Annotated in this window: 22 protein-coding genes; 10 read left to right on the top strand and 12 right to left on the bottom strand. The window is 66.5% G+C overall.

The window, feature by feature from the left end:
* Window positions 1–2 precede the first annotated feature (2 nt).
* The 4 genes from ACEI37_RS07620 to paaY all read left to right on the top strand — a co-directional run bounded on the left by ACEI37_RS07620 (window position 3) and on the right by paaY (window position 4295).
* Window positions 3–1436 carry an amidohydrolase gene (locus tag ACEI37_RS07620; protein ID WP_373376145.1) on the top strand — a complete coding sequence of 478 codons (1434 nt, stop codon included), beginning with the start codon at window positions 3–5 and terminating at the stop codon, window positions 1434–1436.
* 188 nt (window positions 1437–1624) lie between these two features.
* A complete protein-coding gene (locus ACEI37_RS07615; protein WP_373376144.1) occupies window positions 1625–2800 on the top strand; it encodes a helix-turn-helix transcriptional regulator in 1176 nt (391 codons plus the stop codon).
* A gap of 82 nt (window positions 2801–2882) precedes the next feature.
* A complete protein-coding gene (locus tag ACEI37_RS07610) occupies window positions 2883–3692 on the top strand; it encodes an SDR family NAD(P)-dependent oxidoreductase (protein WP_373376143.1) in 810 nt (269 codons plus the stop codon).
* A gap of 6 nt (window positions 3693–3698) precedes the next feature.
* Window positions 3699–4295: a phenylacetic acid degradation protein PaaY gene (paaY, locus tag ACEI37_RS07605; protein ID WP_373376142.1), complete on the top strand. Its 597-nt coding sequence runs from the start codon at window positions 3699–3701 to the stop codon at window positions 4293–4295.
* Window positions 4296–4318: 23 nt separating this feature from the next.
* On the opposite strand, the gene ACEI37_RS07600 is transcribed toward paaY, so the two are convergent.
* From ACEI37_RS07600 to ACEI37_RS07550, 11 genes are all read right to left on the bottom strand, one after another.
* Complete coding sequence (locus tag ACEI37_RS07600) at window positions 4319–5179, bottom strand: LysR family transcriptional regulator (protein WP_373376141.1); 861 nt, start codon at window positions 5177–5179, stop codon at window positions 4319–4321.
* Window positions 5180–5289: 110 nt separating this feature from the next.
* On the bottom strand, window positions 5290–6135 hold the full coding sequence (fghA, locus tag ACEI37_RS07595) for an S-formylglutathione hydrolase (protein WP_373376140.1): 846 nt from the start codon (window positions 6133–6135) through the stop codon (window positions 5290–5292).
* 55 nt (window positions 6136–6190) lie between these two features.
* Window positions 6191–7297, bottom strand: a complete 1107-nt coding sequence (locus tag ACEI37_RS07590; RefSeq protein ID WP_373376139.1) for an S-(hydroxymethyl)glutathione dehydrogenase/class III alcohol dehydrogenase — start codon at window positions 7295–7297, stop codon at window positions 6191–6193.
* Window positions 7298–7345: 48 nt separating this feature from the next.
* Window positions 7346–8431, bottom strand: coding sequence for a porin (locus ACEI37_RS07585; RefSeq protein ID WP_373376138.1), 1086 nt, complete (start codon window positions 8429–8431; stop codon window positions 7346–7348).
* A 108-nt stretch (window positions 8432–8539) separates the two neighbouring features.
* Complete coding sequence (locus ACEI37_RS07580; RefSeq protein ID WP_373376137.1) at window positions 8540–9919, bottom strand: nucleobase:cation symporter-2 family protein; 1380 nt, start codon at window positions 9917–9919, stop codon at window positions 8540–8542.
* A gap of 60 nt (window positions 9920–9979) precedes the next feature.
* Entirely contained in the window at window positions 9980–10603 is a 624-nt protein-coding gene (locus ACEI37_RS07575; protein ID WP_373376136.1) for a glutathione S-transferase family protein, read from the bottom strand.
* Between the two features lie 11 nt (window positions 10604–10614).
* A complete protein-coding gene (locus ACEI37_RS07570; protein WP_373376135.1) occupies window positions 10615–12288 on the bottom strand; it encodes a Rieske 2Fe-2S domain-containing protein in 1674 nt (557 codons plus the stop codon).
* Window positions 12289–12324: 36 nt separating this feature from the next.
* Window positions 12325–13179, bottom strand: a complete 855-nt coding sequence (locus tag ACEI37_RS07565; RefSeq protein WP_373376134.1) for an aromatic ring-hydroxylating dioxygenase subunit alpha — start codon at window positions 13177–13179, stop codon at window positions 12325–12327.
* Window positions 13180–13347: 168 nt separating this feature from the next.
* On the bottom strand, window positions 13348–14346 hold the full coding sequence (locus ACEI37_RS07560) for a xylose isomerase (RefSeq protein ID WP_373376133.1): 999 nt from the start codon (window positions 14344–14346) through the stop codon (window positions 13348–13350).
* Window positions 14331–15410 (bottom strand): Rieske 2Fe-2S domain-containing protein, encoded by a 1080-nt coding sequence (locus ACEI37_RS07555; RefSeq protein ID WP_373376132.1) that lies wholly within the window; start codon window positions 15408–15410, stop codon window positions 14331–14333. Before ACEI37_RS07555 ends, ACEI37_RS07560 begins: the two co-directional genes overlap by 16 nt.
* A gap of 8 nt (window positions 15411–15418) precedes the next feature.
* Window positions 15419–16384 carry a 2Fe-2S iron-sulfur cluster-binding protein gene (locus ACEI37_RS07550; protein WP_373376131.1) on the bottom strand — a complete coding sequence of 322 codons (966 nt, stop codon included), beginning with the start codon at window positions 16382–16384 and terminating at the stop codon, window positions 15419–15421.
* A 432-nt stretch (window positions 16385–16816) separates the two neighbouring features.
* On the opposite strand from ACEI37_RS07550, the gene ACEI37_RS07545 reads away from it, so the two are divergent.
* From ACEI37_RS07545 to ACEI37_RS07535, 3 genes are all read left to right on the top strand, one after another.
* On the top strand, window positions 16817–18154 hold the full coding sequence (locus tag ACEI37_RS07545) for a nucleobase:cation symporter-2 family protein (protein ID WP_373376130.1): 1338 nt from the start codon (window positions 16817–16819) through the stop codon (window positions 18152–18154).
* Between the two features lie 82 nt (window positions 18155–18236).
* A complete protein-coding gene (locus ACEI37_RS07540) occupies window positions 18237–19154 on the top strand; it encodes a LysR family transcriptional regulator (protein WP_373376129.1) in 918 nt (305 codons plus the stop codon).
* Between the two features lie 16 nt (window positions 19155–19170).
* Window positions 19171–20193: a porin gene (locus ACEI37_RS07535; RefSeq protein ID WP_373376128.1), complete on the top strand. Its 1023-nt coding sequence runs from the start codon at window positions 19171–19173 to the stop codon at window positions 20191–20193.
* 15 nt (window positions 20194–20208) lie between these two features.
* On the opposite strand, the gene ACEI37_RS07530 is transcribed toward ACEI37_RS07535, so the two are convergent.
* On the bottom strand, window positions 20209–21207 hold the full coding sequence (locus tag ACEI37_RS07530; RefSeq protein WP_373376127.1) for a LysR substrate-binding domain-containing protein: 999 nt from the start codon (window positions 21205–21207) through the stop codon (window positions 20209–20211).
* 92 nt (window positions 21208–21299) lie between these two features.
* Here ACEI37_RS07530 and pcaH point away from each other — a divergent pair, with 92 nt between their 5' ends.
* The 3 genes from pcaH (at window position 21300) to ACEI37_RS07515 (ending at window position 24057) form a co-directional block, all read left to right on the top strand.
* Window positions 21300–22001 carry a protocatechuate 3,4-dioxygenase subunit beta gene (gene pcaH, locus ACEI37_RS07525; protein ID WP_373376126.1) on the top strand — a complete coding sequence of 234 codons (702 nt, stop codon included), beginning with the start codon at window positions 21300–21302 and terminating at the stop codon, window positions 21999–22001.
* 4 nt (window positions 22002–22005) lie between these two features.
* The gene (pcaG, locus tag ACEI37_RS07520) at window positions 22006–22575 is read left to right on the top strand and encodes a protocatechuate 3,4-dioxygenase subunit alpha (protein ID WP_373376125.1); all 570 of its coding nucleotides are present in this window, start codon (window positions 22006–22008) and stop codon (window positions 22573–22575) included.
* Between the two features lie 123 nt (window positions 22576–22698).
* The gene (locus ACEI37_RS07515) at window positions 22699–24057 is read left to right on the top strand and encodes a 3-carboxy-cis,cis-muconate cycloisomerase (RefSeq protein WP_373377731.1); all 1359 of its coding nucleotides are present in this window, start codon (window positions 22699–22701) and stop codon (window positions 24055–24057) included.

The following is a 24057-nucleotide window of genomic DNA, read 5'->3' as shown; positions in this document are numbered from 1 at the left end:
GCATGCATCCCATCGCACAGCTTCACGACTTCTTCGAACGCGAAGCGCCGCGCTTCGCCAAACTCAGCGACGAGATCTGGGCGCTGGCCGAACTGCGCTACGCCGAGCGCGTCTCCGCCGGCCTGCATGCCAACGCCCTGGCGCAGGCGGGCTTCCGCGTGCAGACCGACCTCGCCGGCATTCCGACTGCATTCCAGGCCGAGTTCGGCGAAGGCGGCCCGGTGATCGGCCTGCTCGGCGAGTACGACGCGCTGTCCGGGCTGAACCAGGAGAGCGGCGCGCTGCAGTGCATGCCGTCGAGCCAGAGCCCCGGCGCGAACGGCCACGGCTGCGGCCATCACCTGCTCGGCGCTGCGGCGCACCTGGCGGCGCTCGCGGTGCAGCAGTACCTGCGTGAACAGAACTTGCCGGGGCGCGTGCGCTTCTACGGCTGCCCGGCGGAGGAAGGCGGCTCGGGCAAGACCTTCATGGCGCGCGCCGGCGCCTTCGACGACCTGTCGGCCGCGCTGACCTGGCATCCGGCCAGCTACACCGGCGTGTTCAGCCAGGCCACGCTCGCCAATATCCAGGCCAGCTTCGTCTTCCACGGCCGTGCCGCGCACGCCGCCAACTCGCCCCACCTTGGCCGCAGCGCGCTGGACGCGGTGGAGCTGATGAATGTGGGCAGCAATTACCTGCGCGAGCACATGCCGCCCGATGCGCGCGTCCACTACGCCATCACCGACAGCGGCGGCCTGTCGCCCAACGTGGTGCAGGCCCGCGCCGAGGTGCTCTACCTGATCCGCGCCGCGCGCAACGACGATGCCGCGGCACTCTACGCGCGGGTGTGCGACATCGCCCGCGGCGCCGCGCTGATGACCGGGTGCGAGGTCGAGATCCGCTTCGACAAAGCCTGCTCCAACCTGATGCAGAACACGGCGCTCAACCGTGTGCTGTACGCCGAGATGCAGCAACTCGGCAACCTGCCGGTCGGCGCGCGCGAGCAAGAGGAAGCGGCGCGCCACCATGCCACCCTGCCCGACAGCGACGTGGCCGAAGCCGGCCGCTCGCTGGCCAGCGTGCTGCGCGGCAAGCCGCCCTCGCTATTCGATGGCCTGCGGCCGTTCGACCCCGACGACACCGAACTGCTCTACGGCTCCACCGACGTCGGCGATGTCAGCTGGATCACGCCGACCGCGCAGTGCTGGGTGGCGTGCTATGCCTTTGGCACGCCCTTCCATTCCTGGCAGATGGTGTCGCAAGGGACGTCATCGCTGGCGCATATCGGCATGGTCCATGCGGCAAAGTCGATGGCCGCGACGGCGATCCGACTGCTCGAGCAGCCCGAACTGCTGGCCGCGGCGCGCGAAGAACTGGTGGCGCGGCGCGGCGGCAAGCCCTACGTCTGTCCGATTCCTGACAACGTGGCCCTGCCGATCGCCAGAACCAGACCTTAGCGTGCAACCGGCTGGCGGGCGCTGTCGGCTGCCCGTACCGGTCATGGCTAGTCCGTTTGCACGATGGCGGCGGCCCGGCCACCGGATAGAATCCGCCCCGGCAGCGCGCGGTCTTGTTCTCGCCACGATGGACAGGCCGGCCGACCACGATGCGTTGTGCCGTCAACGCCTAACCGGAAGTACCAGGTATGCCCGCCAAGACACCCCTGCCAGCGGACCCGCCAGCGCTGTCGATGCTGGATTTCGACCAGTTCAGCAAGCTGCTGGCATTGCTGTACGAGGGGCCGATGGAGGACATTCCATGGAGCCGGGCGCTGGAAGCGATCCGCACCGGCCTGCGCGCCAACTATGTCACGCTGATCCTGCGTTCACCCGCCTCGGGCCGCAGCGGCCTGATGGTGCATGCTTCCGCGCAAGGCACCGTGCTGCCGGGGGAAGCCTCCTACAACAACTACTATTTCGCGCTGGACCCGTTCGTCAACCTGCCGACCGACCGCATCGTCACCGTCGACGAGCTGGTGGGAGACAGCCACTGGCGCAGCAGCGACATGTACAAGCAGTTCCACCAGCCGTTCGACGTCGGCTACATGATGGGCGCAGACCTGCGCACCGAGGATGGTGTCGAATGTCGCCTGCGCATCTGCCGCAGCCATCAGGGCACCAATTTTTCCGATGCCGACAAGGCGGCTTGCGGTGCGTTGCTGCCGCACCTGAAGCGCGCGGTGCGGCTGCACTCCCGCTTTGATATCGCCAATGCGGAGCGCAAGCTCTACGTCAACGCCTTCGACCGGATGCTGGTCGGCACGATCATGCTGGACGAATCCGGCGCGGTAATGCAGACCAATCCGCTCGCCGACGAGATCTTCGCGGAAAACGATGGCATGCGCCGGCGCGGCGCCACGCTCGAACTGAAGTACCAGACCGAAGACCGCAAGTTCCAGAAGCTGGTGCGGCAGGCACTGGCCGAGCGCGCGGCCAACGCGTCGTCGGTGGTGCACGCCGTCGCGGTCTCGCGGCCCTCGGGCAAGCCGAGACTGGGTGTGTTGATCCGCAATATCCCGCTCGGCGAAGGGCCTGAAGACACCTTGCGGCGACCGGCCTGCGCCATCTTTGTCCGCGATCCGGCGCGCAAGTCACTGGCGTCGCAGGAGCTGGTCGGCAAGCTGTTTGCCTTCACGCCCGCGGAATCCAGCCTGGCGCTGGCGCTGACCAATGGCCTGACGCTCGAGGAGGCCGGCGAAGAACTGGGCATCAGCAAGAACACCGCGCGGGCGCACCTGCGCGCCATCTATGCCAAGACCGGCGTGACCCGCCAGGCGACGCTGGTCGGTTCCATCCTGAACAGCGTGTTTTCCCTCGGCTGAGGGCGTGCCGACTAGTCCGAATTGACGTTGGCCAGCGGCCAGGGCCCCCGTATCCTCGTCTGCGCGCCGCTTGCCACCGCGCATGGCAGCAGCCGGCGCGCCATGCAGACTGAAACCCATGCGAGGAGGCCACCAGATGAAGTCATTCGAAGGTAAGGTTGCGTTTGTCACCGGCGCGGCGACCGGCATCGGCCGCCAGACGGCATTGAGCTTCGCCAGCGCCGGCGCCGACGTCGTCTTGCTCGATACCGCCACGGTTGCCGCCGAGGAAACCGCGCACGCCATCGAAAAGGCCGGGGCCAGGGCCATCTTCATTCGTGCCGACGTGTCGCGCGGCGCGGACGTCGCCGGCGCGATCGACCAGACCATCCGCTCGTTCGGCCGTCTCGACTTCGCGTTCAACAACGCCGGCATCGCGCCGCGCGGTGCGCCGATCTGTGAGTTCTCCGAGGAAGAGTGGGACAAGACCATCGCCGTCAACCTGAAGGGCATCTGGCTGTGCATGAAGTATCAATGCGCGCGGATGCTGGAACAGGGCGCAGGGGTCATCGTCAACACCTCCTCCATCATGGGCCTGGTCAGCGGGCCCGGGCTGTCGGCCTATTCCGCGTCAAAGGCCGGCGTGCTCGGGCTGACGCGTTCCGTGGCCGTTGACTACGCCAGCCGCGGCATCCGGGTCAATGCCATCTGCCCCGGTGGCATTGCCAATACCGCCATCACCGATCGGCCGGAAAACCAGGACAACATGGCGCGGCTAACGCTCGCCACGCCGATGCAACGGCTGGGCGAGCCGGCCGACATCGCCAGCGCCGTGATGTGGCTGTGCTCGCCCGGCGCAAGCTTCGTCACAGGCCAGGCCATCGCCGTCGATGGCGGCTTCACCGTCTGGTGAGCCAGGATGCCGTGCTACAGCCTCGACGGCCTGGTCCCGGTCGTCGACCCCAGCGCCTACGTGCACCCGACCGCGGTGCTGATCGGTGATGTCATCGTCGGCCCCGGCTGCTACGTCGGCCCGCTCGCGGCGCTGCGCGGCGACTTCGGCCGCATCACGCTGGAACAAGGCGTGAACCTGCAGGACACCTGCGTCATGCACGGCTTCCCCGGCAGCGACACGGTGGTCGAGCGCAACGGCCACATCGGCCACGGCGCGGTGCTGCACGGTTGCCGCATCGGCGCCGATACGCTGGTGGGCATGAACGCTGTGGTCATGGACCACGCGCATATCGGCGAGCGCTGCATCGTCGCCGCCACGGCCTTGGTCAAGACCGGCTTCACCTGCCCGCCGCAGAGCCTGGTGATGGGATCGCCGGCCCGGGTCACGCGCGCACTGAGCGAGCAAGAGATCGCCTGGAAACAGCGCGGCAGCGCCGAGTACCAGGCGCTGGCCCGGCGTTGCCTGGCAGGCTTGCGGGAATGCGCGCCGCTGCCGGCGATGGAGCCGGACCGTCAGCGGCTGCCCGACTCCGGCGTGCGGCCGAAGCGGCCTGGGGGCTGAGATGCAGCGCGGTGTGTGATTGCCTACGCGGCCTGCTCCGCCTGGATCGCATCTGCCACCGTAATCACCTCGCCCCGTATCCAGCGGTGCGCCGCATCGCTATTGCGGCGCTCGTGCCAGACCATCGACACGGTAAACCGGATCTGGTCGACCGGCGGCTCGAGAATCTGCAAGGGCAGTTCCCTGGCGATGCGCTTCGCCGTCAGCTCGGCGATGGTGCCGATCAGGTTCGACTCCGCCACCAGCTTGTAGGCCAGCAGGAAATGCGGCACCACCACCGCGGTCTTGCCGCGCGCCTTGTGCTTTTCCGAGGCTTCGTCCACCGCTTCCTTCACGGCACCGTGCTGGCTGCTGATGCGCAGGTGCCGCGCGGCGAGAAACTGCTCCAGCGACAGGCTGCCCTGTATGTCGGGATGGTCGATGCGCGCGATCGCCTTGAGGCGATCGGAAAAGAGCTTGCGCGAAAAGAAGTTCTGCGGTGCCGTCTTCTCGTTCCACAGCACCAGGTCCACCTCGTCACGCCGCAGCGCATCCATGTCATCGCTGGGCCGCAGCGGCCGGATCTGCAGCTCCAGTGCCGGGCTGGCTTCGCCCAGGCGCCGCACCAGGCCGGGCAGCAGGATAAAGCCGATGTAGTCGGTGGTGGCGATACGGAACACGCCTTCGAAGGCGGCCGGATCGAACGGGCGCGAGGTCTGCACCAGCGCGTCCATGGCATCGAGCGCCTGCCGCAGCGGCTCGCGCAGCTCCAGCGCGCGCGGGGTCGGCACGATGCCGCGCCCGGCGCTGACGAAGAGCGGGTCGCCGAACAGTTCCCGCAGCTTGGCCAGCGTATGGCTGATCGATGACTGGGTGGCTTCGAGCTGCTGGGCAACGCGCGTCACGTTGCCTTCCTTCAGCAGGGCAGCAAAGATAAGCAGCGACTTTCGATCGATGTTGTACACACAGCCCCCAGCCGCAGACGTCTCGCTGTAGCCACCGGGCAGGCACATGACTAGACGTCTCCAAGCACGGCCGCGTGATGGTGCAGGTGATCCGCGATGAACGTGGATATGAAGTAATAGCCGTGATCATAGCCAGTATGCCGACGCACTGTCACCCGCTGCCCTGCTTGCGCGCACGCGGTCTCCAGCAGGTCAGGACGAAGCTGCAAGTCCAGATACGGATCGTCGAGGCCCTGGTCCACGAGGATGGTGCCGGGATACGCGTTGCACCGGGACTGGATGAGCTCGCAGGCATCATGTCGCCGCCACGCCTCGCGGTCGTCTCCCAGATAGGCTGCAAACGCCTTCCAGCCCCATGGCACGCGTGAAGGCGCGCAGATAGGCGCTAGCGCCGACAAGGACCGGAATCGCCCCGGGTGCGTCAGCCCGAGCGTCAAGGCACCGTGTCCACCCATGGAGTGGCCGAACAACCCCAGCCTGTCCGTATCGATCGGGAAGGCCGAGGCCAGCAGCGCCGGCAGTTCCTCGGCAACATAGCTCGCCATCCGGTAGCGGCGCCGCCACGGATCCTGTGTCGCGTCCAGGTAGAAGCCGGCACCGGTGCCGAGGTCCCAGTCCGCATCCTCTCCCGCGACGCCCGCACCGCGCGGACTCGTGTCGGGAGCGACCAGCGCGAGCCCCAGCGCCGCGGCGGTCCGCTGCGCCCCGGCCTTGATCATGAAAGTCTCTTCCGTGCAGGTCAGTCCGGCCAGGTAGATTGCCGCCGGAACCGGCAACGATGCGGCCTGGGGCGGAAGATACACGGACAGTCGCATCGGCAGTCCGATCGCCTCGGACTGGTGCGTGTAGAAGCCCTGGCTTCCGCCATGGCAAAGGTGTTGGCTCAGAGTGTCCATAGTTGAATGGAAGCGGCTGGCAGCCCGCGCCGACGCAGGCCGCCAATCCCTGGTTTCAGTACACCACCACGGAACGGATCGACTCGCCCCGCTTCATCAGGTCGAAGCCGTCGTTGATCTGGTCGAGCGTGAGCCGGCGCGTCACCATGTCGTCGATGTTGATGCGGTTCTCCATGTACCAGTCGACGATCTTCGGCACGTCGGTGCGCCCCCGGGCACCGCCGAAGGCCGAGCCTTTCCACTCGCGCCCGGTCACGAGCTGGAACGGCCGCGTGCGCACTTCTTCGCCGGCGGCGGCCACGCCGATCACCACCGACTGGCCCCAGCCCTTGTGGCAGCACTCGAGCGCCTGGCGCATGGTGTGGACGTTGCCGATGCATTCGAACGAGTAATCCGCGCCGCCATCCGTCATCTGAATGATGGCGTCGACGACATTGTCGACCGTCTTGGGATTGATGAAATCCGTCATGCCGAAGCGGCGCGCCATGGCCTCGCGCTCGGGATTCAGGTCGACCCCGATGATCCGCCCCGCGCCCACCATGCGCGCGCCCTGGATCACGTTCAGGCCGATGCCGCCCAGGCCGAACACCACCACGTTCGCACCCGCCTCCACCTTGGCCGTGAAGATCACCGCGCCCAGGCCCGTGGTCACGCCGCAGCCGACATAGCAGACCGTGTCGAAGGGCGCGTCCTCGCGGATCTTCGCCAGCGCGATCTCGGGCAGCACGGTGTAGTTCGAAAACGTCGAGGTGCCCATGTAATGCAGGATCGACTGCCCGTCGAGCGAGAACCGGCTGGTGCCGTCCGGCATCAGCCCGCGGCCCTGCGTGGTGCGGATGGCCTGGCAGAGATTGGTCTTCTGCGACAGGCAGAACTTGCAGTTGCGGCATTCCGGGGTGTATAGCGGGATCACGTGGTCGCCCTTGCGCAATGACCTGACGCCCGGGCCGACGTCCACCACCACGCCCGCGCCTTCATGGCCCAGGATGGCCGGGAACAAGCCCTCCGGGTCGGCGCCGGACAGCGTGTACAGGTCGGTATGGCAGATGCCGGTTGCCTTCAGTTCGACCAGCACCTCGCCCTCGCGGGGGCCGGCCAGGTCGACCGTCTCGATCGTCAATGCTTCGCCGGCTTTCCAGGCCACGGCGGCTCTTGTCTTCATCTTGATATCTCTCCGGAGTACATGGATTGGCTGCCTGCGGCAGCCGCGTTAAAACCTGTGGCGCACGCCGGCGCCGAAGGTGTCGCCGTGGCTCAGGCCCTGGATCCTGTCGTAGAAATAGGCAACATAGACATCGGTACGCCTGGACAGGTTGTAGTCGTAGCCGATAGCGGCGCTGTTGCGGCGGAAACCACTCTGCGCGTTGTCGGTCTTGCCATGCGCATAGGAGACCAGCAACGATCCGGCACCCAGCGGCACCGACGCACCGACCTGCCCGTTCCTGTGCTTGATGTCGCCATTCGGGTTGTCGTTGACATCCGTCTTGATGTACTGAAGCTGGGCAAACAGCTTCGCCACGCCGAAGTCATAGCTGAGTCCGCCCTGGACCGCGGTCTGCTTGCCGAAGCCGGCCAGGAACGCATTGCCGGCGTTGGCGAGGTCGCCGGACGTGCTGTCGAACTTCACCTGCTGGAACGCCAGCGTCGCCGCAAACGCGCCGCTGAAATACATTACGTTGCCGCCCCACTTGTTCTGCGCTGCATCGCCGGCCTTTTCGCCCAGGCCGTAGATGAGGTTGAAGGTCAGCCCGCCAAAGCCCGGCGAGCTATACAGCAGCGAGTTGTCCCAGCCGGAATCGCCGATGATGCCCGGGTCCAGCACCCTGCCGTTGCCCGCGCCGAGATAGGTGTGAAACACGGTCGGCGAAAATACGAACGAATCGACCAGCGGGTTGAACAGGATGGTCGAGATGAAGTATGGCGCCGTGGTGCGGCCCAGCTTGAGCGAACCCGCCTTGTCGCTCTCCAGCCCCACGAAGGCATTGCGGCTGAACATGGCATCGCCGTCGAAGCGGCCGGTGCGGCCGCTGTCGGTCCGATAGAAGCCGTTCAGGTCGAACACCGCGCGCAGGCCACCGCCGAGATCCTCGGCACCCTTTATGCCCCAGTACGAGGTCTGCATGCCCCCGCTGTCAGCCACCAGCGCCCGCGAGGACGTGCCCGGCGCCTTGACGGCGCCGACGAGCATGTCGGCCTGGCCATATATCGTCACGCTCGACTGCGCCGCTGCGGTCCCCGCGCAGATCGTGGCGGCGAGCGCCACCAGAACGCGTAGCCGCGCCCATTGCCTGGTCATGATGAAGTCTCCCCGGTTTGTCTTCGGACTATCTGGTCCGGCGCCACGACGCTGCGCGCCATGGCTGCCCTGTTGTATGCCGTGTTGTATGCCGTGCACCGCCCAGCTTCATTGGGACGCGGCACCGGCTTTGTGCGCGCCATCCGCATGCTGGGGCGCGGTACCCTCCTCGCCGACGCCGTTGAGCAGCCAGTTCAGCAGCACCGCGCAGATGGCCGCCAGCACGATGCCGCTCTGCAGCAGCGGTGCCAGCTCGGTGGGGAACTTGTCGAAGAAGGTCTTGGAAAATGCCGGGGTCAGGCCAACGCCCACGCTGATCGCGACGATGAAGCCATTCATCGGCTGGTTGATGAAGTCGACGTGGCTGAGCATCTTGATACCGGTCACCGCGATCATGCCGAACATGATCATGCCGACGCCGCCGAGCACGAACACCGGTATTGCCGCCACCGCAGCCGAGAGCTTGGGCACCAGCGCCAGCAGGATCAGGAACACTCCGCCCATCGCGCATACCCAGCGGCTGCGCACGCCGGTCACCTCGAGCAGGCCGACATTCTCCGAATAGGAGGTATAGGGAAAGATATTGAAGATGGCGCCGGCCACCGAACCCAGGCCGTCGGCGCGGAAGCCGCGCACCATGTCGTCGCGCGACATGGTCCTGCCGGTCATGCGCCCTACCGCGACGAACACGCCCGCGGTCTCGATCACATTGACCAGCATCACGATGGTCATGCTGACGATGGACCAGAAATCGAACTTGAGCATGCCGAAATGCAAGGGCAGCACCAGCCCGAGCCAGGGCGCTTCGCTGACCGCCGAGAAGTCGACCTTGCCCATGGCCAGGCTGAGGGCCAGGCCAAAGGCAATGCCCAGCAGCACCGCCACGTTGCCGACAAATCCGCGCGCATGCCGGGTCACCAGCAGGATGAACAACAGCACCGCAACCGCGACCGCGACGTAGGCGGGATTGCCGAAGTCCGGGCTGCCATAGCCGCCGCCGGCCCAGGTCACGCTGACTTCCGTCAGCGACACGCCGATGGCGACCAGGATGGTCCCGACTACCACCTCCGGGAAGAAGCGCAGCATGCGCGCAATCAACGGCGCCAGCGCGATCACGATCAATCCGGCCACCAGCATGGCGCCGAAGATGCCGGGCAGCCCCAGTTCCGGCTTGGCGCCGATCGCGATCATGGTGCCGATGCCTGTGAAGGACACCCCCATCATGATCGGCAGGCGCACGCCGAACCAGCGCACGCCGACGGTCTGCACGATGGTCACCAGTCCGGACACGAACAGGTCGGCACTGATCAGGAAGGCGATCTGCTCCTTGGGCAGGCGCAGCGCGCCGCCGATGATCAGCGGCACCGCGATGGCCGCGGCATACATCACCAGCACATGCTGGAAGCCCAGTACCGCAAGGCGTCCGAACGGCAGTATTTCATCCGCCGGACTGCGCGAGCCGGCTGGCTTATAGGATCTGGTCTCCACCTTGGTCTCCTCGACGGGCTTTTGCAGCCCTGTTTTATATGGACGGCGCCGACCGCCGCCCTAGAAAATGCCCGACATGGCGACGAATCCGGGCAAGCGCTTGACCCGATCCGTCCAGCGCCGGATGGCCGGGTATTCCTGCAGGGAGATGCCGCCTTCGTCAGACAGCATCACGTAGGGAAAGCAGGCGATATCCGCAATGGTCGGGTGCTCGCCACGGCAGACCCAGCCGCCATGGTCCTGCTCGGAGAACCACAGCTGCTCGTCCAGCACGCGGAACAGTTCGTGCGCGCCGGCCCGTGCCTTGTCCACGTCGAACGGATAGCGAAACAGGTCGTGCAGCCGTGCGGCCGATGCGGTTGCGGTAATGCTGTCGGCGAAGGCCAGCCACATATTGACTTCGCCCAGCGCCTGAGGATCGTCCGTCGGATACCAGCGGCCGGTCTGGTCATAGCGCGCGGCCAGGTAGCTCAACGTGGCCTGGGCGTCGCGCATGACAAAGCCGTCGTCATCGAGCACAGGCAATTGCCCGAGCGGATTGAGCGCAAGAAAAGCATCCCGCTTGTGTTCCTTGCCGGGAAAGAACTCGATGCCCTGCTTGCGGTAAGCCACGCCTGTCAGGCTCATGAACAGGCGCAGCTTGTAGCAGTTACCGGATAACTCGTAGTCGTAGAGGATGATCATGCGCGGGTCTCTCAAAGGTCCAGCACCAGCAGTTCGGATTGGCTGCGCGACACGCACGGCAGCAGGCAGCGTCCGCTGGCCTTCTCCTCGTCGGTCAGGTAGACGTCGCGATGCTCGGGCGTTCCTTCGGCGACGGCGGTCAGGCACGATCCGCACACGCCCTGCTCGCACGAGGTGGCGAGCGCAATGCCTCGCGCACGGATGGCATCGCTCAGCGCCACGCCGGCCGGCACCACGAATTCGCCGCCGCTGCGCCCGAGCCGGACCCGGAACGGCCGGTCCGCGTCATGCGACACTTCATTGGCAAACAGCTCGCTGTGCACCCTGTCCGCGGCGATGCCCAGCATGCCGCTGCGCTCGCGGACCAGTTCGATCAGCGGGAGCGGCCCGCAGACATAGAGGTGATGGCTGGCCGGGACCTGACGCAGCACCTCGTCGAGCGCATCTCGCGCGCCATCGTTGGAAAGCCCGAGATGCAACCGGACGTTGCGCAGCCGCTCGAGCCGCTCACTGAACGCGACATGCTCGGCACCGCGCGCAAAGTAATGCAGCGCAAAGGACAGGCCCGCATGCTGCAGCCGGGCGGCCATCGCGAGGATCGGGGTGATGCCGATGCCGCCGGCAAACAGGGTCGCGCCGGTCTCCGGCACCAGCGCGAAATGATTGCGCGGCACCGACACGGTCAGTGTGTCGCCCACCTTGACCTGCTCATGCACGTCGCGGGAGCCGCCACGCGACTGCGGTTCGCGTTTGACGCCCAGCACGAAGCAGTCGCGCTCCTCGGGCGCATTGACCAGCGAGTACGGGCGCACAAACCCGTTGGGCGTATGCACGTCGACATGCGCGCCGGCAGGCATGTCCGGGCGCTCTCCTTCGGGCAGGGCGAGCCGCAGCGCGACGATGTCCGGCGCCGTCATCCAGCGCGACACCACCGTGGTGCGCAGCAAGCGCCGTGGCGTGGCCGTCCTGGCGGGCGGCAGGAACGAGATCACCTCGGCGCGCTGCGCTGGTTGCGCCGCAGCCTGGCGCTCCAGCCCGCGGCGCAGCGTCGACAGGCGCTGGTTGAACCAGCGGCGCGCCGCGGCAGCATTGCCGCCGCCCGGGTCCATCGCCGCATGCACGACGGTGAGGCCGGGGCTGGCGGGCTGCAACCAGAAGCGCATGGCGCAGCTTCCGTCCGGCGTCTGCCAGCGGGCATCGATCATGCTGCCCGCCCGGGAAGCGCGCGCCGGGCCGTCGTTGTAAGCCAGCAATGCGGCAGCCACCGTGTCGACGTCAGCGCGAACCGGCAGTGCGCGCAGCGCCAGCGGAAGCCCGGGAAAGTCAGGCACCTGGCCGGTTTGTGCGGGATCCAGGCTGACCCAGACGTAGCCGTTCGCCTCGGCCACGGCAAACCGGCGTGCACACAGGCTGGCCGGCGGCTCGGCATCGCTGGACGCGGGGATGAAGCTGCAGCGTCCATCGCCGCTCTGGTACTGCCAGCCGTGGTACTGGCAGCGTAGCGTCTGGCCGGTGTTCACCCCCAGCGTGAGACGCACGCTGCGGTGCGGGCAGCGGTTCTCCCAGGCATTCACGGCACCATCGTCGGCGCGCCACAGCGCCAGTTCGATGCCGTGCAGCTGGGCGTGGACGACATGGCGCGGCGGCAGGTCTGCCGGTTGCGCCACGGCATGCCAGGGGGTCATTTGCGGGTTCATTCCGTCGATCTCCATAACGCCGGCTCAGTGGACGCGGTACGTTCCATAGTCGATGTTCTTGTCGCGCAGCCAGCGGCGGTATGCCGCCGACATCGCGTCGGCTCGCGTCGGCACTTCGAAGTCCGTTGCCAGCGGCAGGGTCCTGGGCAGGTGGTTGGTCAGGATCATCAGGTCCTGGCCGACGATGGTCTGCTGGAACAGGCGCAGCTCGCTGTCGGTGTGTTCCTTGTCGACGCAGGCGATCAGGAAGTGGCCCACGCAAATGTCTTCGCTGACGGGCTGGACAAACAGGCAGATCACATCGCGCCTGGCCGCATCGGCGACACTGGTCTTGTAGAGGATCGACACGAACGGCCGGGCGACCCGGTAGACATAGTGGGCATCGATCCCTTCGGTTGCGGCCGCTCCCGCCATCGGCTGGTAGAACCTGCAGTCCTCGGCCAGGATCTCGTCGTGTTCCCGGTCGACCACCACGCGGTAGGGCCTCACGTCGGTATGCGGCACTTCCCCCAGGATCCCGCCATGCACATACGGAAAATGCGCCATGTCCAGGAAGTTCTCGACGACCCGCAGGCCGGAGGCATGGATCTGCACCGAGCCAAGGCCCAGGATGCGGCGATCCGCCTCGGCGAATTCGCCGATGGCGAAGAACCCGTCATCCGGGTTGCCAAGCGAAACCCAGCATGTATGAAAGCGCGTGATCGCGCGGCACGGCGTGCCGTGGTCCAGCCGGCGCGCCGAGAATGCGCCGCTGTCATCCCGGCTGAACTCGATGTCCACGTCCAGCAGGCGCGTCTGCTGGCGGGTATTGCGGGGAACGTCTTCCACGACCGCGACCGGGTACCACTCGTTCCACACGCTTGCTTCGATGCTGCTCATCCAGCCCCCTTTTTTGGTATGTCGTTGTCAGAGGCAAGATACGGATACCGCCGGCCCGCAACAACGGCGCAATGCGAATTTCTGGTATGAAGGAAATCGATGGGAGGCCCCTGGCGTCACGGTCGTGCGTACCGCGCCGCCAGCGCGCGGAGCCGGCGTGTACAGGGCTTACGGTTGCGTGGCGGATGCCGACTTCGCCTTGTCGACCTCGGCGCGCAGCCACTGCGCCAGCGCCACGCTATGCTCGAACAGCGAATACCTGGCGCCGTCGCCGTAATCGGGCAAGTCGATGATTTCGGTGGTGACGTAGCGCAGCCGGCTGTCGGCATTGCCGAAGTGCGCGGCCAGCACCTTGCGCACCACCTCCTTCGATGGTTCCAGCTTGTAGGCGAACCAGTCGCTGTGCCATTCGCCCGGCCGCGGTCTCAGGAAGGGGTACTGGCACGCCCGGCCCGGGCTGCCGTCCGGATGGCTGGCCCACTGGTTCAGCGGGCCATTCGGCGCCACCGGCCGCACCGAATGCCACAGCGTCATGTTCTCCGCGATCCAGGCATCGACGATATTGCCGGGCTCGAACGGATCGAGGATGAGCCGGCCCGCCTCCACGTCCGCGCGGATGCCGGACCGGTCCTGCTCCGCGGGAGACTCCAGCTTGAGCAGCACGTGGCTGTGGTCGAGCAGGAAATTGAACGGCAGGCCGCGTTCGCGCACCTTGCGCGCGACCGCCAGCACGCGACGGAAGTCTTCGGACCACATGTAGATGTGGACTTCGAACGTAATCTCGATACCCAGCCGCGCCGCTTCTTCGAACGCCAGGCAATAGAACGCCACGACCTCGTCGTCGCTGAGCGAATGGCCGTCGGCGTGCGCGTCGAACAGCATGATGTTGTGGCACAGGCTGCCGGCGCGGCTGGCAAGCCGCAGGTTCTGCCGCAGCAGGGCCTCGTCCTTGCCGGCGGTATAGGTCCACAGCCCGGTCAGGATGGGCAGGCCATGCTTTTCCGAGGCGCGCAGGTACGCGTCCTCCTGGCCCGGTTGCGGCAGGCGGTCGAAGAAATCGAACACGCCGGCGGCCTTGACCATGCGGAACTGTTCGTCGATCGAGGGCGCATTGCCCGGGGCGTGCTGTGCGCTGCGTCCGTTGCAGCCGATCAGGAGTTCGTGCATGCCTGCTCCACGACAGGAATGGCGATGGAAACGGGTTGGACGCCAGTGCCCTGTTCCTGCTCCAGCAGCCGGTCCAGGACGCGGCGCAGCCGGATCGAAGCGTTGTCGATGGCAAGCCGCAGCGGGTTGCCGAGCATGTCTCCGGTGTTCGCCTGGATCGCCCCCAGCAAGGCGCGGTCTTCATCGAAGGTGACGATGTATGCCTGCCGCATTTCATCGGTCACGGCGGCATCGCCCAGCGCAAAGGTGCGCAGCACAAACCAGAAATAGTGCGTGGTGTGGTCGCTCTCCGGCGTCAGCGCCGCGTAGGACAGCGTGCGGTACTGCCGGTTCATGCTGGCCTCGTCACGCGCGCCGCCGGCGTCGACGGCGCCCATGTCGACCAGCGACAGGTTCGGCGCGTACAGGTGGTAGAACTGCCAGCGGTCCACGCGGCCCCGGAAGCCGCCGTAGCGCTGCATCACCGGTACCGGCTCGGACTGTTCGATCCAGCGGCCGACAGTGATCCGGGTTTCGTGCTGCTCGACCACCAGCGGGACCTCGCTGGCATCGGCGCCGCCAATGGTGCCTTGGTGGACAAAGGTCGTGTGCGCGGGGTCGACCAGGTTGTCGAGGATATTGGCAATGCTGGCGGGGAACAGCGTGTGCGGGCCGTGGAAGGCCTCCCAGCCCGACGCGCCATAGTTCGGGATGTCGCACAGCAGGGCCGGGTCCGCCAGTTCGGGGTCGCCGGGCCAGAACCAGGCAATGCCGTAGCGCTCCAGGCAGGGATAGGCCTTCAGCCGTGCCGTCGGCGGAATATTGCCCTGGCTTGGAATATGAATGCACTTGCCGGTGCCATCAAACTGCAAGCCGTGATACGGGCAACTGACCACGCCGTCGCAGAGCTTGCCGCGCGACAGCGGTGCGCCCTTGTGCGGGCAACGGTCGCTGAGCATCGCCGGGCGGCCCGCGGCGTCGCGGAACAGGACGATGTTTTCGCCGAACAGCCGGCGCGAGATCATGGCGCTGCCGAGCTCCTGACTCAGTGCCGCGGCGTACCACCGGTTTTTAATCCATTTCATGCTGGCTCCTACAGGTCGAGTTTCAGCGTGGCCGTGCGGGCCCGCGACACGCACACGCACAGGCTTGCGTTGGCCGCCTTCTGCGCCTGGCTGAGGGCGTAATCGCGATGGTCCGGAATGCCGTCGAGGACCGGCACGGCACAGACGCCGCATTCACCGCGTCGGCAGTCGTGGAGCAGGTCCAGCCCATCACGCAGCAAGGCGTCCAGCAGGCTCTCATGCGGGGCCACATGGACGGTGCGCTGGCTTCGCGCCAGTTGCAGCTCGACCGGCTTGTCCTCGGCGCGCACGGCATTTCCGAACAGTTCGAAGTGCACGGCTGCCCGCGCCCATCCGTGCTGCGTGGCAAGCGCCAGGGTTGCATCGATCATCGCTTGCGGTCCGCAGACATAGAGATGCCGGCCCGCTGCGGGCGGGCCGATGATGTCGCGGATCGGCATGCCCCGCGCCGGCTCGCCGTGATCGAAATAGAGCCGGGCCCGCGCCCCGAGCTGCGCTGCGATGTAGTCGCGGTACGGCATGGCCTCCGGGCTACGCGCGACGTAATGCAGCTCGTAGGACTTTCCCGCCGCCTGCAACGCCTTCGCCATGGCCAGGATCGGGGTAATGCCGATGCCGCCCGCGATCAGCACATGCTGGCTGGCGTCCGGCGCAAGCGGGAAATCGTTGCGCGGTGCCGCGCATGCCAGCACGCTGCCCACCGCAACCTGCTCGCACATAAACGCCGAGCCGCCGCGGCTGTGCGGGGCACGGTGCACGGCAATGCGATAGAGGTTCGAACGATTGCATGCGTCCAGCAGGGAATAGCAGCGTTCATGGCGCACCCCGCCCGCGTCGAGCATGAAACGCAAGTGGGCGCCGGCGGCGTAGGGCGGCAGGGTTACGCCAACGGCATTGCGCAAGGTGAATTCCTTCACCTCTGGCGTGATGCTGCGGATGGCCGCCACGGCCAGGGATAAGTTGTCACCACTCATTGATCAGTCTCCGTTCCGGACCGCGGCGGCAAACCCCTGCGGTCCGTTTCATCGTCAATGCAACGATGAGGGAGAGTCTATGAAGCGGCGCGGCCTCAGGCATCCAGCCTGGCTCGATAATGAATAGCGAGAAATCCGATATCCGGCCGGCTGCCGGTGCGCCCACCGAGAACGCCGACTTAGGAAATCGATAAAGCCGATACTGGCAGGGTTTTCCGCATCCGCACATCGGCAATGCCCTGCTGGCGAGGCGCCTTTCGCCTTGCACGCGTGCGCGATGTCCGCCATCGGGCCTGGCATGTCATGCTGCGCTGCAGCGTGCGCGCCGGCGGCTTGCCTTGCACTGGCCGAATGCGGAATATGCAGGCACACCGATGCCCATCATCGACATGAGGAAGCACAAGACTTCCCATCCATTCCTGGAGTGAGACTATGAACGCCCCCCAAGCCTACCGGGTCCATCCGGTCGATGCCTGGCTGCCGCCCGGCAAGAACCTGATCCTGGCGCTACAGCATCTGCTGGTCATGTATGCCGCGGCGGTTTCCATCCCGATCGTGGTCGGTAACGCCATCGGCCTGTCCCACGATCAGCTGGTGATGCTGATCAACGCCGATCTGTTTGCCTGCGGGATCGCCACGCTGATCCAGTCGGTCGGCTTCTGGAAGTTCGGCATCCGCCTGCCCCTGATCCAGGGATGCAGCTTTGTCGCGGTGACACCGATGATCCTGATCGGCAAGGAGCATGGCATGCCGGCGGTCTACGGGGCCACCATCGCCGCCGGCATCTTCTGCATGCTGGTTGCGCCCTTCTTCGGCAGGGTCCGGCGCTTCTTCCCGCCGGTGGTGATGGGCACGACGATCCTGCTGATCGGCCTGTCGTTGCTGCCAGTGGCGGTGCGCTGGTCCGCCGGCGGCGTGCCCAAGGCCCCCGACTTCGGTTCGCCGCCCAACCTGATGCTGGCCGGCGTATCGCTGGGCACGGTGCTGCTGGTGTTCGGCTTCGGGCGCGGCCTGCTGCGCAATGCCGCGGTGCTGATCGGCCTGCTGACTGGAACGGGACTTGCCATGGCCATCGGCAAGGCGGATTTCTCCAGCCTCGGCAATGAGCCATGGCTGGGAGTGATCCGTCCGCTTGCTTTCGGCATGCCGGTGTTCGACCCGGTTTCGGTGGTGTTGATGTGTGTGGCGATGCTGGTGATCCTGACCGAAGTCACCGCGGACTTCTTCGCCGTGGGCGAAATGGTCGACAAGGAAATCGATGATCACGCGATCGCCCGCGGCTTGCGCGCGGATGGCCTGTCGACCGTGATCGGCGGGTTGCTGAACACCTTCCCCTATTGCGCCTACAACGCCAACGTCGGCCTGGTGGCGATGTCGGGCGTGCGCAGCCGCTGGGTGGTGGCGACCACCGGCGTGCTGCTGCTGGCCTTGGGACTGTTCCCCAAGCTGGCGGCGGTGTTCGCGTCGATGCCGCTGGCGGTGCTGGGCGGAGCCGGGCTGGTCATGTTCAGCATGATCGCGACCACGGGCCTGCGCATCCTGGCCAAGGTGGACCTGACCGACGGCAACAACACCATCGTGATTGCCGCCAGCCTGGGCATCGGCCTGATAACGGTGGCGGTGCCGAACTTCTACGAGCACGTCGACGGCACGCTGCGGATCTTCCTGCACAGCGGTATCACCACCGGCTGCCTGACCGCCATCGTGCTGAACGCCGTGTTCAATCGTAGGTCCAGGAAAGGCGCGGAGCAGGCCGCCCTGGTAGTCTGAGCGGCCAACATCTGGGTTGACACCGATGAAGCATCCGAGCGACCAACTCGATGGATTCCTGCTCCGCCTGCTGGTGGCTGTCATGGAAGAAAAGAGCGTATCCCGCGCTGCCGGGCGGCTCAATCTGCCGCAATCGACGGTCAGCGCCGGCCTGTCCAGGCTGCGCAACATCTTCGACGACCCGCTCTTTGTGCGAGGCCGCAACTGCATGGTGCCGACCGAGCGCATGGCCTCGCTCTATGAGCGCATGCAGGGTGCCCTGGAAGAGCTGGATGCCCTGTGCGTGCCGCCCCCGGTGTCAGGGCCCACACAGATCAACCGAACCTTTCACCTGGGCTCGCTCGACTATGTCAGCTCGCGCTTCATTCCCACGGTGATTGCAAGGATCCTGCGCAGCATGCCGGGCGCTTCGGTGGAAGTGCATTCGCTGACCATGGATTTCGACTACCTGGAAGCGCTCGAATCCGGTGCGCTGGACCTGGTGGTCGGCAACTGGGGCACGCCTCCGGAGCACCTGCACCTGCTGCCGCTGTTCGAGGACGAAATCGTTTGCCTGATGCGGCAGGGGCACCCGATCCTGAAACGGCCCGAGTTCACGCAGGCGGACTACCTGGCCTGCGACCACCTGGGCCTGCTGCCGTTCAACGTCAACCAGCTCGGCGTGATCGACGCCTACCTGGCACAACTGGGGCTGCGTCGCCACGTCAAGGTGGTGCTGCCCTACTTCAACAACGTGCCGGATCTGCTGACGCAGTCGGACCTGATCTTCACCACCAGCCGGCGCTTCGCGCAAGCGCATGCGGCAACGCTGCCGTTGGCGGTGGTTGCGCCACCATTGTCGTTCCCGCCCATGCGCTTCTACCTGCTGTGGCATGACCGGACGCACCGCTCGGCCGCATGCCGGCTGCTGCGGGAAGCCGTCGCAGACGCCATTGTCGGCTTTCAGCAAAGCCCACCAGGGTCTGCTCGTGCCGCACCCACGACGCCAACGACCACCTAACTAGACCGGAGACAACATGCGAAGGAATCGATATGCCGCCGCGGCGGCAGGGGTGCTTGCGTGCCAGGTTTTTGGCGCGCACGCGCAAAGCGCAGTGACATTGTATGGACTGACCGATGTATTCGCCGGCTCGCTCAAGCCCAGCGGCGCCCCGGCACACACCGCTGCGATCCAGAACGGAGGCATGACCACGTCCTACTTCGGCTTGCGCGGCCGCGAGGATCTGGGCAGTGGCCTGGGCGTCTTCTTCGCCCTGGAAAGCTACCTCCGGGTGGACCAGGGTGCTTCAGGCCGCTTCAACGGCGATCCGCTTTTTGCACGGGGCGCGTACGTGGGCATGGATGGCAAGCTCGGCAAGATCGCACTGGGGCGCAATGCCAACCCCTATTTCGTTTCGACCCTGAGCTTCAACGCATTCCGGGATTCGTTCACCTTTTCGCCGATGCTGCTGCATACCTTCATCGCTTCGGGCCTGGGCAGACCGTCGATCCAGGGCGACACGGCATGGAGCAACTCGTTGCTGGTCACCACCCCGTCGCTAGGAGGCCTCACCGGCAATGTCATCTACGCACTCGGTGAAGCGCCGGGCCACGCCGGACAAGCCAACTATGGCGCCAACCTGACATACGCGGGTGGCAAGTTCGGTGCCACGCTGGCGGCGCAGTACGTTGCCATCGCGCCCTTGTTCAACAATGGCGCGACGACCCAGAAGGCGGTCCAGGGCGGCATCTCCTATGACTTCACCGTGACGAGGTTGTTCGCGCAGTACCAGTACGCCAGCAGCAACAACGCCCTGCGCGACCATACCTTGGCCCTCAGCGCGTCGACACCGGTTGGTGCGGGCAATGTACTGGTCGCGTGGGCACACACGTCGCGCCGCCTTGGCGAGGCGCAGGTCCAGCGCAGGAACACGGCTGCCATCGGCTACGACTATTATCTGTCCCGGCGCACGGATGTCTACGTCAACTACATGTACGACAAAGTCAGCGGATTGGCCACCGGCAACAGCATCGGCTTGGGGATCCGTCACCGGTTCTGATGCGCCCCCCCTGCGCTACGCGGCCGGGTCGCCAGTCCGCCGTTGCAGTGGTAACGATGATGTGGTCGCATGGAGCGGTTTGGCCGCGGCGCGGATGCAATCGGCCAGCGCTTCGGCCATCGGGCTGAGCGTGCGGTCGCGGTGCCGCAACAGGCCGATCGGTTCCTCCGTACCCTGCGTATCGAGCGCCAGCAACACCAGCTCACCCTCGTCCACCGCGCGCTGCGCGGCGGACAGCGGCGCCGCCCACACGCTGTCGCTGTGGCTGGCGAGCAGCCGTCCGAGGTAGGCGTCCGACGTTTCCACGCATCCGCCCGGCAGGGGCAGGCCGTGGCGAGCGAGCAGGCTTTCGGTGTTGTGGCGGGGGATCGAGCCCACTGCAGGGATCACCAGCGGCCACGCCAGCACGTCGAGCAAGGTCGGCCGCGATACGGCGGCAAGCGCATGCGTGGGGCGCACCGCCAGCACCAGCGAGTCCGGGCCCAGCGATTCGAACCACAGGCTCTCCATGGCAACCGGGTCATCCATCCGGCCAATGACAAGATCCAGCACATCGGCCTTGAGCTGGTCGATCAGGCCGCGGTTCATGCCGGTCTGGACCGCAAGCCCGACCGCGGGGTGCGCGGCACGGAAGCGCAGCAAGGCATCGGTCAGCACGGCGGGCACGACGCTGGGCAGCGCGCCCAGCCGGATGCGCTCCTGTGGCTGCGCCTGCTCGCCGGCCATGCTGTCGGCCGCCGCATCGATATTCGCGAGGATGCGCAACGCGTGTCGAAGGAAGCGCGTGCCGGCCGTGGTCAGTTCGGTGCCCGCCCGCCGGCGCACCAGCAGGCCCGTGCCGGTCAGGGCCTCCAGTTCGCTCAGCGTCTTGGAGACGGCGGGCTGCGTCAGCCCGAGGCGGTCGGCGGCACGGCCAAGGTGCTGGGTCTGCGAAACCGCCACGAAGCAATAGAGATGCCGAAGTCGCAGGCGGTTGCGAAAGCTTTCAACGGATGAGGGGGCGCGCGTTTCCATAAAGGAAAGTTATCGTAATTCTAAAGAAAGTCAATTTACATGAATTTAGGTGTTGCCTAAAGTCGTGCCATTCCCACCACAAGACTGCGCAAATGACCCGCCTTGCCCAATACCGCCGTCCCTACTGGGACACGCAGCCCGAATACCGCTTCGATCCCTATGCTTCCACGCAGAAGCGCTCGCCCGGCCGGCCGCTGATTGCGCTGCCGCAGTCACTGTCCGAAATGACCGGTCCCGGCTTCGGCGCCGAGTTCGTGCGCGAGGGGGATAACGATCTCACAATCGGCAATGGCGGCGAGCCCATCGGCGAGCGCATTCTCGTGACCGGCCGCGTGCTGGACGAAAACGGCAGGCCGGTGCCGAACGCGCTGATCGAGGTGTGGCAGGCCAATGCAGCCGGCCGCTACGTGCACAAGCGCGACCAGCATGACGCGCCGCTGGATCCGCATTTCTCCGGCGCAGGCCGCACCGTCACCGACGCCAACGGGCACTACCGATTCAAGACCATCAAGCCCGGGGCCTATCCCTGGCGCAACCACCACAATGCCTGGCGACCGCAGCATATCCACTTCTCGCTGTTCGGCAATGCCTACGCCACGCGACTGGTGACGCAGATGTACTTCCCCGGCGATCCGCTGCTGCCGTTCGACCCGATCTTCAACTGCGTGCCGGACCAGAAGGCGCGCGGCCGGCTCATCGCCAGCCTGGACTGGGAGACCACCCAGCCCGAATACGCGCTCGGCTACCGTTTCGATATCGTGCTGCGTGGCCGCGATGCCACGCCGATGGAGTAAGACCATGCTTTATGCCACCGCATCCCAGACCGTCGGTCCTTACCTCCATATCGGCCTGAGCGGGCTCGACTGCGCCGACCTGACCACCGGCGCGCCGGCACTGTCGGGCCAGCGCATCGTGATCGAAGGCCGCGTCATCGACGGCGACGGCGAGCCCGTGCCGGACGGCATGGTCGAGATCTGGCAGGCCAACCCCGCCGGCCGCTACCGCCACGCCGAAGACACGCGTGAGTTGCCGCTGGTGTCCGGCTTTACCGGTTTCGGCCGCGTGCCGACCGAGGCCGACGGCTCGTTCCGCTTCGTCACCGTCAAGCCAGGCGCCGTGCCCGCTGTCGATGGCCGGCAGCAGGCGCCGCACATCATGGTGTCGGTATTCATGCGCGGGCTGGTCAGGCACCTGGCCACGCGCTTGTACTTTCCGGACGAGGCCGTGGCCAATGGCGCCGATCCGGTGCTGGCGCTGGTACCGCCGGAACGACGCGACACGCTCGTTGGCAACGACGCCGGCAACGGCACGCTGCGCTGGGATATCGTGCTGCAGGGCCCGGACGAGACCGCGTTCTTCGATATCTGACACGCCGTGCCGGCAGCCAGAGCATCCCGGCCACCCACGACAGACGAGTAGTCGGGTGGTCATTATCGCCACGAATCCCAACCGATCGCCTCCATGCCAACCGTGACGCGTCTCACCGCCCCCATGTTCGGCAGCCCAGCGGTGCTGGACATTTTTTCCGACGCCGGCACCGTGCAGCGCATGCTCGACGTCGAGGCAGCGCTTGCGCGCGCCGAAGCGCAATGCGGCGTGATCCCGGCCGCTGCCTCGACGGTTATCACCGAAGTCTGCCGCGACGTCGGCGCCATCGATCGCGATGCGCTGGCCCAGGCCGCGGTCGCTGCCGGCAATCTCGCCATTCCGTTCGTCAAACAGCTGACCGCCGCCGTGGCCGAGCGCGATGCCGAGGCCGCGCGCTTCGTACACTGGGGTGCCACCAGCCAGGACATCATCGACACCGCGCTGCTGCTCCAGCTCGGCGACGCGCTGCGCATACTCGATATCGATCTGGTACGCGTGGGCGAGTCCTGCGCCGCGCTGGCCACCACGCATCGCGCTACGCCGATGGTAGCGCGCACCTGGCTGCAGCATGCGCTGCCGACCACCTTTGGCTGCAAGGCGGCCGGCTGGCTCGACGCGCTGCGCCGTGACCTCGCCCGCCTCGATGCGGCGCGCGCGCGGGCCCGCGCACTGCAGTTCGGCGGCGCCGCGGGAACGCTTGCCAGCCTGGGCGACGCCGCGCCCTCGGTGGCTGCCGCGCTGGCCCGCGAACTGGGCCTGGCCAACCCCGTGCTGCCGTGGCATGCGCATCGTGACCGCATGGTTGAAGTTGCCACCACGCTCGGCATGCTGACGGGCACGCTTGGCAAGATGGCACGCGATATTTCGCTGCTAATGCAGACCGAGGTGGCGGAAGTGGCCGAACCCACTGGCCCTGGGCGCGGCGGTTCCAGCACCATGCCGCACAAACGCAATCCGGTCGGATGCGCGGCGGTACTGACTGTATCGGTGCGCGTGCCGCCGTTGGTGATGATCATGCTGGCTGGCATGGTGCAGGAACACGAGCGCGCACTTGGCGGCTGGCAGGCGGAATGGGACACGCTGCCGCAGATCGTCACGCTGGCCGCTGGCGCGCTGCGCCAGATGGGCGAGGTATTGGCGGGGCTGCACGTCGATGTGGCACGCATGCGTGCCAACCTCGATCTTACGCACGGGTTGATCCTGGGCGAGGCCGCGATGCTGGAACTAGGCGGGCGCATCGGACGGCTGCAGGCGCACCATCTGGTGGAGCGCGCCTCGCGCCGCGCCGTGGCCGACGGCACCAGTTTGCGCGATGCGCTGGCCCGCACGCTGCGGCAAGAACCCGCCCATGCGGGCTTGCTCGACGATGCCACGCTCGACCGTCTTGCCAACCCCGCCAACTACACGGGCCAGTCATCGGCTTTCGCGGATGCCGCGGTACAGGCCTGGCAAGCCACCCTTGCCGGACGCGCAGCACGCTGA

Origin of the sequence: Cupriavidus nantongensis (assembly GCF_041726985.1) — a bacterium.
Classification (GTDB): domain Bacteria; phylum Pseudomonadota; class Gammaproteobacteria; order Burkholderiales; family Burkholderiaceae; genus Cupriavidus; species Cupriavidus nantongensis_A.
This window is presented reverse-complemented; position numbering and strand designations above follow the sequence as displayed.